15 protein-coding genes are annotated in these 13,236 nt (G+C 73.1%); 8 read left to right on the top strand and 7 right to left on the bottom strand.

Features of this window, described 5'->3' with window-relative positions; translation table 11 throughout:
- Window positions 1–20: 20 nt before the first annotated feature.
- Window positions 21–290: a DUF1876 domain-containing protein gene (locus NE234_RS33775; RefSeq protein ID WP_252784953.1), complete on the bottom strand. Its 270-nt coding sequence runs from the start codon at window positions 288–290 to the stop codon at window positions 21–23.
- A gap of 187 nt (window positions 291–477) precedes the next feature.
- Between NE234_RS33775 and NE234_RS33780 the strand changes: the two genes are divergently transcribed.
- The 4 genes from NE234_RS33780 (at window position 478) to NE234_RS33795 (ending at window position 3,556) form a co-directional block, all read left to right on the top strand.
- On the top strand, window positions 478–1,143 hold the full coding sequence (locus NE234_RS33780) for a VC0807 family protein (protein ID WP_252784954.1): 666 nt from the start codon (window positions 478–480) through the stop codon (window positions 1,141–1,143).
- A 21-nt stretch (window positions 1,144–1,164) separates the two neighbouring features.
- Window positions 1,165–1,539, top strand: coding sequence for an NUDIX hydrolase (locus tag NE234_RS33785; protein ID WP_252784955.1), 375 nt, complete (start codon window positions 1,165–1,167; stop codon window positions 1,537–1,539).
- Window positions 1,536–3,047: a glycosyltransferase family 2 protein gene (locus NE234_RS33790; protein ID WP_252784956.1), complete on the top strand. Its 1,512-nt coding sequence runs from the start codon at window positions 1,536–1,538 to the stop codon at window positions 3,045–3,047. The genes NE234_RS33785 and NE234_RS33790 overlap by 4 nt, the downstream gene beginning before the upstream one ends.
- A gap of 62 nt (window positions 3,048–3,109) precedes the next feature.
- Window positions 3,110–3,556 (top strand): hypothetical protein, encoded by a 447-nt coding sequence (locus tag NE234_RS33795; protein ID WP_252784957.1) that lies wholly within the window; start codon window positions 3,110–3,112, stop codon window positions 3,554–3,556.
- Between the two features lie 112 nt (window positions 3,557–3,668).
- Here NE234_RS33795 and murA read toward each other — a convergent pair whose 3' ends face one another.
- Complete coding sequence (gene murA, locus NE234_RS33800; protein WP_252784958.1) at window positions 3,669–4,976, bottom strand: UDP-N-acetylglucosamine 1-carboxyvinyltransferase; 1,308 nt, start codon at window positions 4,974–4,976, stop codon at window positions 3,669–3,671.
- A gap of 93 nt (window positions 4,977–5,069) precedes the next feature.
- Here murA and NE234_RS33805 point away from each other — a divergent pair, with 93 nt between their 5' ends.
- The 3 genes from NE234_RS33805 (at window position 5,070) to NE234_RS45575 (ending at window position 7,044) form a co-directional block, all read left to right on the top strand.
- On the top strand, window positions 5,070–6,038 hold the full coding sequence (locus NE234_RS33805; protein ID WP_252784959.1) for an LLM class F420-dependent oxidoreductase: 969 nt from the start codon (window positions 5,070–5,072) through the stop codon (window positions 6,036–6,038).
- Between the two features lie 314 nt (window positions 6,039–6,352).
- On the top strand, window positions 6,353–6,538 hold the full coding sequence (locus tag NE234_RS33810) for a hypothetical protein (RefSeq protein ID WP_252784960.1): 186 nt from the start codon (window positions 6,353–6,355) through the stop codon (window positions 6,536–6,538).
- Between the two features lie 68 nt (window positions 6,539–6,606).
- Complete coding sequence (locus NE234_RS45575) at window positions 6,607–7,044, top strand: HNH endonuclease (RefSeq protein ID WP_252784961.1); 438 nt, start codon at window positions 6,607–6,609, stop codon at window positions 7,042–7,044.
- 2 nt (window positions 7,045–7,046) lie between these two features.
- Here the strand turns inward: NE234_RS45575 and NE234_RS33820 are convergent, their stop codons facing one another.
- Both NE234_RS33820 and NE234_RS33825 read right to left on the bottom strand, forming a co-directional pair.
- Window positions 7,047–7,448 (bottom strand): nitroreductase family deazaflavin-dependent oxidoreductase, encoded by a 402-nt coding sequence (locus tag NE234_RS33820; RefSeq protein WP_252784962.1) that lies wholly within the window; start codon window positions 7,446–7,448, stop codon window positions 7,047–7,049.
- 309 nt (window positions 7,449–7,757) lie between these two features.
- A complete protein-coding gene (locus NE234_RS33825) occupies window positions 7,758–8,549 on the bottom strand; it encodes a class II aldolase/adducin family protein (RefSeq protein WP_252784963.1) in 792 nt (263 codons plus the stop codon).
- A gap of 108 nt (window positions 8,550–8,657) precedes the next feature.
- On the opposite strand from NE234_RS33825, the gene NE234_RS33830 reads away from it, so the two are divergent.
- A complete protein-coding gene (locus NE234_RS33830; protein WP_252784964.1) occupies window positions 8,658–9,743 on the top strand; it encodes a helix-turn-helix domain-containing protein in 1,086 nt (361 codons plus the stop codon).
- 136 nt (window positions 9,744–9,879) lie between these two features.
- Here the strand turns inward: NE234_RS33830 and NE234_RS33835 are convergent, their stop codons facing one another.
- The 3 genes from NE234_RS33835 to NE234_RS33845 form a co-directional block, all read right to left on the bottom strand.
- On the bottom strand, window positions 9,880–10,671 hold the full coding sequence (locus tag NE234_RS33835) for a LysE family translocator (RefSeq protein WP_252784965.1): 792 nt from the start codon (window positions 10,669–10,671) through the stop codon (window positions 9,880–9,882).
- A gap of 161 nt (window positions 10,672–10,832) precedes the next feature.
- On the bottom strand, window positions 10,833–12,242 hold the full coding sequence (locus NE234_RS33840; RefSeq protein WP_252784966.1) for an aldehyde dehydrogenase family protein: 1,410 nt from the start codon (window positions 12,240–12,242) through the stop codon (window positions 10,833–10,835).
- 69 nt (window positions 12,243–12,311) lie between these two features.
- The gene (locus tag NE234_RS33845) at window positions 12,312–13,196 is read right to left on the bottom strand and encodes an NEW3 domain-containing protein (protein WP_252784967.1); all 885 of its coding nucleotides are present in this window, start codon (window positions 13,194–13,196) and stop codon (window positions 12,312–12,314) included.
- Window positions 13,197–13,236: the final 40 nt, after the last annotated feature.

Below are 13,236 nucleotides of genomic sequence, written 5' to 3' on the forward strand. Positions count from 1 at the left end.
CGGTCGTGGTGAGTGTCGGGTCAGCGGGTGAGCCGGACGTGCTCGTGCGTCACCGCCTCGATGTCGGCCGCCGCCAGGTCGAGCAGCCGGTGGGCGAGGTCGGACAGCGCCCGCGACGCCGCGAGTTCGGCGCCGATCTCGGGAACGTCCCAGTCGGCGGGATTGCAGCGTGCCCGTCCCTGCCCGCGTACTCTCTCGGCGTCCCTCGCGATCAGCCGCGCCTCCGCGCGCGTCTGGCCGTCCTCCTCGTCGAGGAACAACTCCACGGACCAGTGTTCTTCCGTTCGCATCTCTGCCTCCGTTTTACAGGTGTGCCTCCTACTCATGAGGCTTCACCGGGTACGACGGCGAGGGGCAGGGGCGAAGGTCCCTGGCTGCGAATCGGAGGGCCGATGCCGATGACTCCTGCCGGGTCCGGCGCCGTCGCGGAACCGGCCGAACCGGTCGGGATCTTGGCGTAGCGTGGGCCGGGTCTTCGTGAAGTCGATCGATCGGGAGTCGTCCGGCACCATGGAGTCACCGCACCGGTTCGAGATCCCCCGCCTGACCGCGCTCCTCCTGCACGCGCTGCCCAGGGTCGTCGAGGGCATGATCGCCCCTGTCGTCGTGTTCTACGCGGGCCTGGTCGTCCTCGGGCTGAACGGCGCGCTGGTGACCGCGGTGGCCTGGGTGTACGGCGGGATCCTCGTTCGCGTCGTACGCCGCAGGCCGGTGCCCGGCACGCTGCTGCTCGCGGCGCTCGGCGTCACCGCACGCGCCGTGCTCGCGGCCGTCACGGGCAGCGCCGTCGTCTACTTCCTGCAGCCGACCCTGGGCACGATGCTCGTCGCGGTCTCCTTCCTGGCCTCGGTGCCGCTCGGCCGCCCCCTCGCCGCCAAGGTCGCCACCGACCTGGTGCCGCTGCCCGAGGCCTTCCTCGCGCACGCCCGCGTCCGCCGTTTCTTCCTGCGGATCTCGCTGCTGTGGTCCCTGACCTTCACGCTGAACACCGCGCTCAGCCTCTGGCTGCTGTTCAGTCAGTCGATCGGCACCTACCTGTGGGTGCGGACCGCGGCCGTGGCACTCCTCGGCGCCACCGCGGTGCTGATCTCGGTGTGGGGTTTCAAGCGCTGTGTGCACCGCGTCACCGCCGTTCCCGCCTGACCGGCCTGGCAGGATGGGCCCGTGCTCGATGTCGTGGGATGGGTCCATCTGTCGCAGGGACGGCTGCTGGCCGTCCGCGCCCGCGCCCGGGACCGGCTCTACCTGCCCGGCGGCAAGCGCGAGCCGGGGGAGGACGACTGGACCGCGCTGTCCCGCGAGGTGCGCGAGGAACTCGGCGTCCGGCTCGACCGGCGCACCTTCCGATCACTCGGGGTGGTCGAGGCGCCCGCGCACGACCAGCCGCCGGGGACCCGCGTCCGGATGGCCTGTTACACCGCCGACTACCAGGGCGAGCTGGCCGCCACCGGAGAGGTCGACGAGTGGCTCTACGTCGACCCCGGAGACGAGCACCTGCTCGCTCCGGCGGTGCGCGCCGCGCTGGAGCTGACGCGGTGAAGGTCAGCGTGATCGTGCCGGTGTACAACACCGGCGACGCCCTCTCCCGGTGCGTCGAGTCGGTCCTCGGCCAGACGCTCGGCGACTACGAGGTGATCTTCGCCGACGACGGGTCGGACGACGGCACCGAGAGGCGCCTCGACGAACTGGCCGCCGGGCACGACCGCGTCCGGGTCATCCACCTTCCGCCCAGCGGCGGCCCCGGCGGCCCGCGGAACGCCGGGATCGACGCGGCCCACGGCGACTACGTCTACTTCCTGGACGACGACGACTGGCTGGGCCCCGAGGCGCTCGAGCGCATGCACGCGATGGCGGTCCGCAACGACGCCGACATCGTGATCGGCAAGATGGTCGGCCACGGCCGCACGGTGCCCCGCGCGATGTTCCGTCGGTCCCGCGACCGCGCCGACGTGCTGGGCGACGCGCTGTACGGCATCCTCACGCCGCACAAGCTGTTCCGCCGGTCGTTCCTCGACGCGCACCGGATCCGGTTCCCGGAGGGGCCGGTGCGGCTGGAGGACCACCGGTTCGTCCTGAAGGCGTACTTCCGGGCCGGCGTCATCTCGGTGCTCGCCGACTATCCGTGCTGTCACTGGGTGCGGCGCCCCGGCAGCTACTCCCGCAACCTGCCCGACCCCGCGCACTACTACGGCGCGTTGCGGGAGGTCCTGGACATCGTCGACGAGCACGTCGAGCCCGGTCCCGACCGCGAGCGGTACTACACGCACTGGTACCGCGGGAAGATCCTCAAGCGGCTCGGGGAGAAGAGCTTCCTGGACGCTCCGCCGGACTATCGCCGCGCCGTCTACGACGAGGCCCGGCGGCTGGTGACCGAGCGCTTCGGCGAGGGCGTCGACCGGTCGCTGCCGCTCCGGATGCGCGCCCGTGCCGCCCTCCTGCGCGCCGACGCGTACGACGACCTGTTCGCCCTCGTCGAGGCCGAACGCGGCGTCACCCTCGCCACGGCCGTGGACGGCCTGCGCTGGGAGGACACCCGCCTGGTCGTGCGCTTCACCGCCCGTCTCGTCCACGCCGACGGCACGCCGTTCGCCGTACGCGACGGCCGGTGGCGGCCGCCCGTGCCGCTGCCGCTCCCCGCCGAGGTGCTCGACGCCGACGGCGAGGGACGCCGCCTCGACCTCTACATCCGGCGCCGGGCCGACTCGGCCGACCACCTCCTGCCGGTGACGGTCGCATCGTCCGAGCCGTTCGCGATGTCCGGCGAGGCCGTGGTCGACCCCGCCGCCGGCCCGGACCTGACGCCCGGCGTCTGGGACTTCGTCGCGCGGCTGGACACCGGCGGATGGACCGTGGAGCGTCGCCTGGAAGGCGGCGAGAGCATCGACCGCCGGGGTCGCCTGGCGCCGTACCGCACGGAGAACGGCAGGTTGAGCGTCCGCGTCCGGGCGGCCGAGGACGTCCGCGCCGGCGCCCAGGGGACCCTGCTGCGGCGTGCGATCAAGAAGATCCCCGGCGCCCGGCAGGCCGTGCGCCGCCTGCGCGCCTGATCTGGAGCGATTCCGCCGCTCGGCGGGCGCGGCGCCGTGCGCTGTTGTATCGTCTCGTGATCATGACGAGATCGGTGCGAGTGTTCGCGGCGGCCGGGGCGGTGGCCGCCCTGCTGCTGAGCGGGGCGTGCTCGGGCGCCAAGCCCAAGGCCGCGGCGGCGGACTCCGGCAAGGTCGTCACGACCGCGGTCGTCCTGCTCAAGAAGTACGACGCCGCATCAGGGGCCCTGGAGTACCAGGGCACGAAGAAGGTCCAGGAGCCCGACGACGCCATCGAGCCGACCGGTCCCGTGCAGACCGCCACCGTCGCGAAGGACGCCACCGTCCTCAGCGCGGTGAACATCTGTTCCGGCGACGACGCGACCGTGGACGACAAGACCGGCGTCGGCGTCAAGCGCTGCACGCTGCAGCAGCTCGAGGCCGCCATCAAGGACGGCGCGCAGGTCGACGCCTACCTGACGATGAAGGGCCGTACCGTCACGAAGGTCGCCGAGGTCTACCACCCCTGAGCGAGAGCCACGGCTCCGAACGCGGCCGATCGTCCCTGAGTGAGCTCTGCCGTCTCTGAGACCGACCGCCGCCGCGGAGCCGTGACCCCGCGACGGCCGCCGGCCCGGGCGCTCAGACGGCGACGGTCTCCAGCTTCAGGCCGAGAGACGCGAACTGCTCGGCCGGGCGGTGGTAGCCCCGCTCGATGTGGTGGACGCCGCGCAACGTGGACGTGCCGTCGGCCACGGACGCCGCCAGGACGGCCGAGAACCCGGCGCGCACGTCGGGCATGGTGACGTCGGCGCCGGTCAGCTTGGACACCCCGCGCACGACCGCCGAGTGCACCGAGTTGCTGTCGTGGAACCGGCACGCGGGGCCACCGAGGCAGGCGTTGAAGACCTCGATCTCACACCCCATCTTCTTCAGCGCCGGGACGTACACGAGGCGGTTCTCGAACACCGTCTCGTGCAGCACCGACATGCCCTCGGCCTGGGTGAACAGCACCATGAGCGGCTGCTGCCAGTCGGTCATGTAGCCCGGGTGGGTGTCGGTGTGCACGGCGGCAGGGCGCAGCCCGTCCGGAGCGGACGCGGTGATCCACTCATCGGTGATCTCGAACCGGGCGCCCATCCGGGCGAGCGTGGTGATCGCGGTGACGAGGCGGTCCTGCGAGCAGCCGTGCACGCGGACCTCACCGCGGGTGATGAGGCCCGCGACGAGGTAGGAGAACGCCTCCAGACGGTCCCCGGCGAGCCGCGTCGACGCGCCCTTCAGCCGGTCGACGCCCTCGATCACGATGCGGCGGTCCGGGCTCAGCTCGATGTGCGCGCCCATGCGCTGCAGGAACAGCGCGAGCTCGACGACCTCCGGCTCCATCGCGGCACCGCGCAGCACCGTCTTGCCCTCGGCCAGCACCGCGGTCATCAGGACGGTCTCGGTCGCGCCGACGCTGGGGTACGGCAGGTCGATCCGCGCGCCGTACAGGCGGCTCGCGCGGGCGGCGATGCCGGTGTCGCCGACCTCCACCTCCGCGCCCATCGCGCGCAGGGCGTCGACGTGGAAGTCCACGGGCCGGCGGCCGATCGGGTCACCGCCCACCAGGGGCACGAACGCCTCTCCGGTCAGATGGAGCAGCGGGCCGACCATGAGGATCGGAATGCGGTTGAGCCCGGTGAACGCCCTCGGCACGCGCGGCTCGGTCACCGCTCCCGGTGAGACCGTGATGTCGGGGCCGTTGCGTTCGACGGTGTGTCCCAGGGCCTCCAGCATCGCGCCGGTGATCTCCACGTCGCCCACCTCGGGGGCGTTGCGGATCGTGCTGTCGCCCTCGGCGAGCATCGCCGCCACCATGTGCTTGGTGACGGCGTTCTTCGATCCGCGCACGTGGATGTCGCCGCGCAGCGGTCCGGACGGTTCTACCTTCCATGCCTCTTCAGCCACGGCGACCACTGTACGGGGCATCCGCACCGCGGCCGCGCCGCCCACCCGCCGCCGCGGCGCCGTGTCGCCCCGCGGTCTGCTTCCATGAACGCCATGGACACGAGCGTCGTTATCGGAGACTGGCCCGACCGCCCACCGGAGGAGGCCCTGCACACGGCGTCGATCGCCGACCGGTTGCGGTTCGGGGAGCTGTGGATCGGCGAGACCGACACCTGGGACGCGTTCGCGCTGGCGTCGGCGATCGGCCTGGCCACGGACCGGATCGAGATGACGGTCGGCCCGCTGCCGGTGGCCGTCCGCGACCCGGTGATGATCGCGATGGGGGCGGCCTCGGTCGCCGCCCTCACGCGCAGGCGGATCGGGGTGGCACTGGGCACGTCGAGCCCGCGGGTGGTCGAGCAGTGGCACGGCCGTTCGGGGGAGCGTGCGGCGACGGCCCTGGAGGAGAGCACGCGGGCCGTCCGCGCCCTGCTGGCGGGGAAGCGGGCCGACCTGGACGGTGAGGTCGTACGGACCCGCGGCTTCCGGCTCAGGCTGTCGCCGCCGGGCGGACCGCTCAGCGTGGCGGGTTTCGACGACCGGGCCGTGCGCACGGCGGCCGGGCACGCGGACCGGATGGTGGTCGACATGGCGGCCCCGGGGGTCGCCGCCGGCCTGCGGGCGAAGCTGGACGAGGCGGCGGACGGTGCCGGGCGCCGCGCGCCCCGGCTGGTCGCGCGGCTGCCGGCGGCCGTCGACCCGACGCCCGAGTCGTACGCGCAGCTGATGTGGAGCATCGTTCCGTACCTCGGGCTGCCCGGGTACGCCGAGGCGTTCGCCGGCGCGGGGCTGGGCGACGCGGTGGAGATGGCACGGAAGGGTGCGGAGCCGAAGGAACTGCTGACCGCCCTGCCCTTCGACGTCGCGGCCCGGGTCGGGCTGGTGGGCACCGCCGGCGAGGTGCGGGCGCGCCTGCGGGAGTACGCCGACGCGGGAGTGGACGAGGTCGCGGTCGTCCCGGCGACGGGCGGCGACCCGGGAGGTGAGCGCACGCTCACCGCGATCCGGGAGCTCGTCCGGTAACGCCGCGGACGGGTCCGGCCATCACCGATGCGGCCGCGCACGCCCGCGCGGGCGGCCGCGTCGGCGGCCGCGGTGCCGCCGAGCGGAGCGGAGCGGCGGGAGCGTGCGCCGGCGGCCGGCGCGGCCACCACTGGAGCTGCCGGAGGGCCGCCGGCGGAACGGCCGGAGGGCCGCCGGTGGGGCGGTCGGCGGGTGTGACCGATATGCCCATTGCCGCCGGCCGCATCCCGTGGGATATTCCGAAAAAGGCGTTGCCCGCGGTGCGACGGTTGATTCATGCTATTCCCGATTCCGGGGAAGAAAGGGGGGAGAGGATGCACGACCTCATCGAGTCGGCGGACGAGACGCCGAGCGACGCGCCGGCCGCGCACACCCCGCCGGAGCGGCGCTCACGCATGTCCACCGAGGTTCTGGCCTGCGGTGACCCGGCCGAGTACGGCCCGGTCCGGCACCGCAGACACGATCGAATAGCCGACGGAGACCACCGTCGGGGCGAATGACGCCCTGACACGACGTCGGCCGCCTCCGGATCTCCGGGAGCGGCCTTTTCATTCGATAGGGGATTTCGGTGAACGTACTCGTGCTCAACGCGTCGTACGAGCCGCTCCAGAAGGTCGACGTGCGGCACGCCGTGCGGATGCTCGTACGCGGCGTCGCGGTGGTCGAGGAGGCGGTGGAGGGCCGGCGGATCGGTCACTTCCCGTTACCGCGGGTGCTGCGGCTCGTCCGCTACGTCGCCATGCGGTGGCGGCACGGCCATCGGCCGGCGTGGGGCAAGCGGGGGCTCCGGCGCCGCGACCGCGGGCTGTGCGCCTACTGCGGCGGGCGCGGGAACACGGTGGACCACGTCTTTCCGCAGTCGCGCGGCGGCGGGTCGACCTGGGAGAACACCGTCCTGGCGTGCGGTCCCTGCAACAACCGCAAACGGGACCGCACACCGGAGGAGGCGGGAATGCGGCTGCTGGTCGAGCCGCGCGTCCCCCTGTGGAGTGAACTCCTGCCGTGAGCTCAGACGCGTTCGAGCACGACGACGGGGATCTCCCGTGAGGTCTTCTGCTGGTACTCGTCGTACGCCGGCCAGGTGGCGGCCATCTTCCGCCACAGCTCGGGCTTCTCCTCCGGAGTGGCCGTGCGGGCGCGCGCGGTGAACCTGTCACCGCGCACCTGCACGGTCACCTCCGGGTCGGCCTGGAGGTTGAGGTACCAGAGCGGCGGCTCATCCGCGCCGCCCTTCGACGCGACGACGAGGTAGTCGTCGCCGTTCTTCTGGTAGATCAGCGGGGTCGTACGCTTCTGGCCGCTCTTGCGGCCGGTGGTCGTCAGGAGAAGCGTGATCGTGCCCTGCCAGTCGTGGCCCTCGGCCCCGTCGGTCTCGATGTAGCGGCGCACGTGTTCTTCGCCGAACAGCATCCAGGTCACCTCTTCCGGTCGTATTCCTATGAGGCTGAATCGGATCACCCGTGCGGATATTCCGGTGGCCTGTGGGACGCCAGGGGCGTGCCGTCGGGAGGGACGGTGGGACGGTGCCTCACCGTCCCTCCCCGGCAGGCCGCGGTCGCGGAGCCGGATCGCAAGGGGATCACTGGAAGGACACCGGCGTGCGACCGGGGGCAGAGGCGAACTTAGCGCCGCGAGGGCCGTCCTGGAAGGGAAACGGGCCTGACAGTACATTGCAGCCCGCGTCAGCGCCGCGGGGCGGCCCTTCAGGGCGGCCGATCGTCACTCGAACAGGTCGGGCTGCTCGCGGACGATCTGGTCGTACAGCGGCTGGTAGTTGATCCACGCCACCAGGTCGTTGCCGAGCTGGTCGTGGGTGAGCTTGGCGTTCTCCTCGGAGATGTGCACCACCCGGCCGGCGGCCTTGGCGAGGAGCTGGACCTGGCAGGAGCGCTCCATCGTGATGAACCACCAGGCGGCGGCGTCGACCGTGTCCCCGACCGTGAGCAGGCCGTGGTTGCGCAGGATCACGGCCTTGCGGTCGCCGAGGGTCGTGGCGATGCGCCGGCCCTCCTCCAGGTCGGTCACCACGCCCGTGTAGTCGTCGAACAGGGCGTGGTCCTCGTAGAACGCGCACACGTCCTGCGTGATCGGCTCCAGCAGCTCGCCGAGGGCCGAGATCGCCCTGCCGTGGACGGAGTGGCTGTGCGCGGCGGCCACGACGTCGGGCCGCGCCTGGTGGATCTGGGAGTGGATGGCGAACGCCGCCTCGTTGACGGGGTAGCGGCCCTGGACGACCTTGCCCTCGTGGTTGACGAGGATGAGGTCGCTCACCCGGATGTGCTTGAACGACATCCCGAACGGGTTCACCCAGAAGTGGTCGGTCAGCTCGGGGTCGCGTGCGGTGATGTGCCCGGCGACGCCCTCCTCGAAGCCGAACTTGCCGAACAGCCGCAGCGCCGCCGCGAGCCGCTCCTTGCGGTGCCGCCGCTCCTCCTCGACCGTCTCGAAGGTCGGCGGCAGGTTGAAGATCAGCTCTTGCGGGGGCAGTTTGTCCAGGAACTCGTCTGCCATGGGTTGACTCCTTCGTGGTTCGTCTCCTAATACCAAACCTGATCGGACGACGCCTCGCCTAGCCGCGCCGGCGCCAAGCATGCTTGCGGTGATTATCCGAAGGGGCCAATGGACCGGTTCAGCGAGCTGTTGAGAGACGACGACGGAGCGATCGCGGACGCCGCCGTGCGGGCCGCGCGGGTGCACTCGCCCCCGGTCGCCGCCCTCCCGGAGGACGAGGTCCGCCGGCACGTACGCGCGGTGGTGCGGGCCGCGATCGGCGCGATCACGGCGGGGGGAGAGCTGGCCGAGGCGGACCTGCGGGCCGCCGGGCGGCTCGGCGCGGACCGCGCTCGTCAGGGCGTGCCGGTCGCGGCGCTCCTCGACGGTTTCCAGGCCGGACGGGCACTGATCGTGCGTACGCTCGTCGAGCGCGGCCGCGCCGCCGGGCTGCCCGCCGACGACCTCCTCGAGGGGATGATCCGGATCGACGCGGTCGCCACGGCGCTGGAGCACCGCATGGTCCACGCGCACCGGATCGCCGAGATGGAGATGGCGCGGACGACCCGCGACGCGCACGCCCAAGTGCTGCGGCGGGTCCTGCACGGCGAGGGCGGCGACCTCGCGCCGCTCGACGCCGCGCGCCCGTACCACTGCCTGACCGGCGACGTCGCCGACCCGCGGACGGCCGCGTCACTGGAGCGCCGGCTGACCGGCGGGCTGTGCGGGCTGGTCGACGGCCGCCTCGCCGCGCTCGTGCCCCGGTTGCCGGACCTGCCGGCCGGCACGCCGCTGCTCGTCGCGTCCCCGGCGGTGCCCCTGGCCGACATCCCCTCGATGTACGCGCTCTGCCGGGCGGCGCTGCGCGCGGTCGAAGGGGAGCAGGGCCTGCACCGGCTGCCGGACCTCGCCCTCGCGGTGGCGACCTCGGGCGCGCCGGACCTCGGGCGGCTGCTGGCCGACGGCCTCCTCGACGGGCTGGACCCGGCGGACGACTTCCACCGGCAGCTCGCCGAGACCGCCTTGGCCTATCTGGACAACGACAAGCGGATCGAGCCCACGGCCGGGGCACTGCACGTCCACCCGAACACCGTGAAGTACCGCGTGCGGCGGTTCGGCGACATCACCGGCCGCTGCCTGGCGCCGCCGACGGGCGCGGCGGTCGCCCACTCCGCCCACTGGTGGTGGGCGCTGCGCACCTGGCTGGCACGCTGAACGGTCCGGCGCCCGGCGCGTCCGGCGGACCGGCCCGGCGCCTTCGGCGACCCGGCGTGGCGTGTTCGGCGACCCGGCGTGGCGTGTTCGGCGGACCGGCGGGACGGCCGCCGGGGGAAGGCTCGTCGGCGGCCGCCTAACGGTCGCCCTCGAAGGCGACCGCGGCGCTGATGGCGAGGAGCGCGAAGCCGGCCAGGCCGTCGAGGACCCGGCGGGCCGTGCCGCCGCGCAGCACCCGGGAGATCGGGCCGATCGCGAGCGAGAACGTCCGCCACCACACGACCGCGACCGCGAGGAAGATGACGGCGAGGGTCGCGGTGGTGCGCAGGCGGGGTTCGTCGTGCGCCACGAACTGCGGCAGCAGGGTCAGGAAGAGCAGCGCGATCTTCGGGTTGAGCAGGTTGGTGATCAGCCCCTGCCGGAAGACCGCCCCGCCGGTGAGGAGGGACGCGGACCGTACGCCGTCCGCCCTCCCGGGCGTCGCCCCCGGGAAAGGCTCCGCCGGAATCCGCTCCGCCGCCGTCGTCACCGGGTTCGCCGGAACCGCCGTCTCCGCGATCGCGGTCCGGGGCACCGCCGCCTCCGGAACGACGGACGTCGCCGGAAGGGCGCCGTCCTCCGCCTCCTCCGCGGTGTCGACGGACATGAGGGCCGAGATCAGCATCCGCACGCCCAGGTAGGCGAGATACGCGGCACCCGCCAGCTTGACCACCGTGTACGCGGTCGCCGACGCGGCGAGGATCGCGGACAGCCCGAGCACCGCCGCCGTCGCGTGGATCGAGATGCCCAGGCAGCAGCCCAGCCCGGTCAGCCAGGCGGCACGGCTGCCGGCGCTCAGGCCGTTGCGCACGACGAGGAGCATGTCGGGACCGGGGGTGATGGTGAGGAGCGCGACGACGCCCAGGAAGGGGAACAACAGTTCGGGCACGCGCTCATCGTAGGCGGTCGGGTCAGCCCGGATTCGGCAATTTTCCCCTCTTCGCGGCGAACTTGACGAACCTGAGATGACCCGACGGCGCCCGTACGCGCGGGCCGTTCCGGGCACGTGGCCACGCGCCGCGTGTCCCGGCGGCCGTACCGGAGACGCGGTCAGCGCTTGGCGCGGTGCACGACCTGGATCTCGGTGAATCCGGTGAGGCCCCATGTGCCGTTCTCGACGCCGATGCCGCTCCACTTGAAACCGCCGAACGGCTGGTGCGGCGCGAGGGCCAGGTGCGTGTTCACCCAGGCCGTGCCGCATTCCAGGCGCTCGGCGACCTCCGCGGCCCGGTCGGCGTCGGTGCCCCAGACGGAGCCGGACAGGCCGAAGTTGGTGGCGTTCGCGCGGGCGACCGCGTCCTGGACGTCGGTGTACCGCAGCACGGGCAGGGCCGGCCCGAACTGCTCCTCGTCGACGATTCGCACCCCCTCGGCGACGTCCGTGAGGATGGTGGGCGCGAAGAAGTAGCCGGGACCGTCGATCGGCGCGCCGCCGGCCGCGGCACGCGCCCCGTGCGCGAGCGCGTCGGCCACCAGTTCCCGGACCCGCTCGTACTGGGGCCGGTTGTTGACCGGGCCGTACTGGACGCCCTCTTCAAGGCCGTTCCCCACCTTCACGGACCGCGCCTTCGCGGCGAGCGCCTCGACGACGTCGTCGTAGAGCCGGTCCGGCACGTACACCCGCTTGATCGCCGAGCACACCTGGCCGTTGTTGGCGAAGGCCTGGTCGAAGACCTTGCCCGCCACCACGGCGGGGTCGGCGTCGTCGAGCACGATCGCGGGGTCGTTGCCGCCGAGCTCCAGGGTGGTCCGCTTGAGGTCCGGGGCCGCCGCGGCGGCGACCTTCTTGCCCGTCGCGATCGACCCCGTGAAGCTGATCTTGCGGGGCACCGGGTGGGAGGTCATCCACGCGCCGAGGTCGTCGCCGCCGCTGATGACGTTCAGCACGCCCGGCGGGAGGACCTCGCGCAGCAGCTCGCCGACCTTCAGCGTCGCCAGCGGGGTGTACGGGGACGGCTTGAGAACGATGGTGTTGCCGGCCAGCAGTGCCGGGGCGATCTTCCACGCGGCGAGGACGAGCGGGAAGTTCCACGGCGTGATCGCCGCGACGACGCCGAGCGGGCGGCGTACGACCTCGACCTTCGCCCGGTCGTCGTCCTGGATGACCTCGCGGGGGATCTCCAGGTCGGCGAAGTGCTGGAGCCAGATGGCGGCGCCCATGATCTCGATCCGGGCGTCCTGGAGGGGTTTGCCCTGTTCCATCGTCAGGGTCTCGGCGAGGTCACCGCCGGCCGCGGCCATGAGCACGTCGGCGGCGGCCTTCAGCGCCGTGCGCCGGGCGGCCTCGTCGGACCGCCATGCCGGGTACGCCGTGGCGGCCGCGTCGAACGCCGCGTCGAGCTGGGCGCGCGAGCAGTCCGGCGCGGCGGCGTGCGGCGACCCGGTCGCCGGGTTGATCACGTCGAACGCGGCCGTGGTCTCCACGGCCGCGCCTCCGATCGTCATGGTGAATTCGGGCACCGGTACCTCCTGGTAAGCCAAACCGAATCGCGTTCAGTCTGGCCCCAGGAGGTCCGTCTTGGCCAGAACCTACCGGCGCCCGTTCACCATGACGCGGATGGACGTCATGGGGCCGGGGATGGTCAGCACCCCGACCATTCCGCGCGACCAGGCGGTCAGCCGCACGGCCCCGGGCTGCCCCTGCACGACCATCGGAACGAGGACGGCCGCGCTGTGCCCCGGTTCGAGCGCGCCGAGGTCACAGCCCAGGTACTCGCCGCGGCGCAGGCAGCCCTGCCCCTCACGGGCCGACCATCCGGCCGGGATGGCGGCCACCAGCTGCGCGTGCTCGAGCGGCCGGTTGCCGGTGTTGGTGAGCGTCCAGCGCACCGTCTGCAGCTCACCGGGCGAGACCTCCCAGTGCGCGGCCTGGCCGGTGAGGTGCATCGAGTAGCCCGACCGGCCCGGCTGCGGCTGCGGCTGCGGGTCGGCGGGCCGGATCCGGGCCGGGTGCCCGGCCGCCGGCCGGGTCTCCTGCGCCTCGCCCGACCGGACGTTGACGTTCTGCTCGCCGGGGCGGTCGGGGCGCGGATCGGTCCGCCGCGCGCGGACGGCGGTGTGCGCGAGAGGCCGGGCCTGCTGAGCCTGTACGTGGGCGGCGGGCGGTGCCGCCTGCGGTGCGTGCCGCGCCTCGACGTGGGCGGGTTGCGCCGCCTGCCGTGCGCGCTGGGCCTGCAGGTGGGCGGCGGGCTGTGCCGCCTGCCGCGCGTGTTCGGCCCGCGCGTGGGCGGCGGGCTGCACGGCGGGCCGCGCCGGCTCGCGCTGTGGGTCGGCGGGCCGGGCGTGCGCGGCGTTCTGCGCGCCGGGCCGTTCCGGCTGCGGGTGCGCCGGCCGGGCGTGCGCCGCGGCCTGGGCCTGCGGGGCGAGACCGAGCAGGCCGGTGCCGATGAGTGCGGTGATCGCGTAAGAGCGCATGACGTCCCCCCTGGTGGTGATCAGCGCAGACGCTAGTTGC

Source organism: Actinoallomurus rhizosphaericola, from assembly GCF_024055675.1.
GTDB classification, from domain to species: Bacteria; Actinomycetota; Actinomycetes; order Streptosporangiales; family Streptosporangiaceae; genus Actinoallomurus; species Actinoallomurus soli.

Excerpts from the sequence above, each read along its gene's own strand:
- NE234_RS33820 (WP_252784962.1), bottom strand. The coding sequence starts at position 7,448 with ATGCTGTTCGGCGAAGAACACGTGCGCCGCTACATCGAGACCGACGGG.
- NE234_RS33810 (WP_252784960.1), top strand. The coding sequence starts at position 6,353 with ATGCACGACCTCATCGAGTCGGCGGACGAGACGCCGAGCGACGCGCCG.
- NE234_RS33825 (WP_252784963.1), bottom strand. The coding sequence starts at position 8,549 with ATGGCAGACGAGTTCCTGGACAAACTGCCCCCGCAAGAGCTGATCTTC.
- NE234_RS33795 (WP_252784957.1), top strand. The coding sequence starts at position 3,110 with ATGACGAGATCGGTGCGAGTGTTCGCGGCGGCCGGGGCGGTGGCCGCC.
- NE234_RS33845 (WP_252784967.1), bottom strand. The coding sequence starts at position 13,196 with ATGCGCTCTTACGCGATCACCGCACTCATCGGCACCGGCCTGCTCGGT.
- NE234_RS33830 (WP_252784964.1), top strand. The coding sequence starts at position 8,658 with ATGGACCGGTTCAGCGAGCTGTTGAGAGACGACGACGGAGCGATCGCG.
- NE234_RS33775 (WP_252784953.1), bottom strand. The coding sequence starts at position 290 with ATGCGAACGGAAGAACACTGGTCCGTGGAGTTGTTCCTCGACGAGGAG.
- NE234_RS33805 (WP_252784959.1), top strand. The coding sequence starts at position 5,070 with ATGGACACGAGCGTCGTTATCGGAGACTGGCCCGACCGCCCACCGGAG.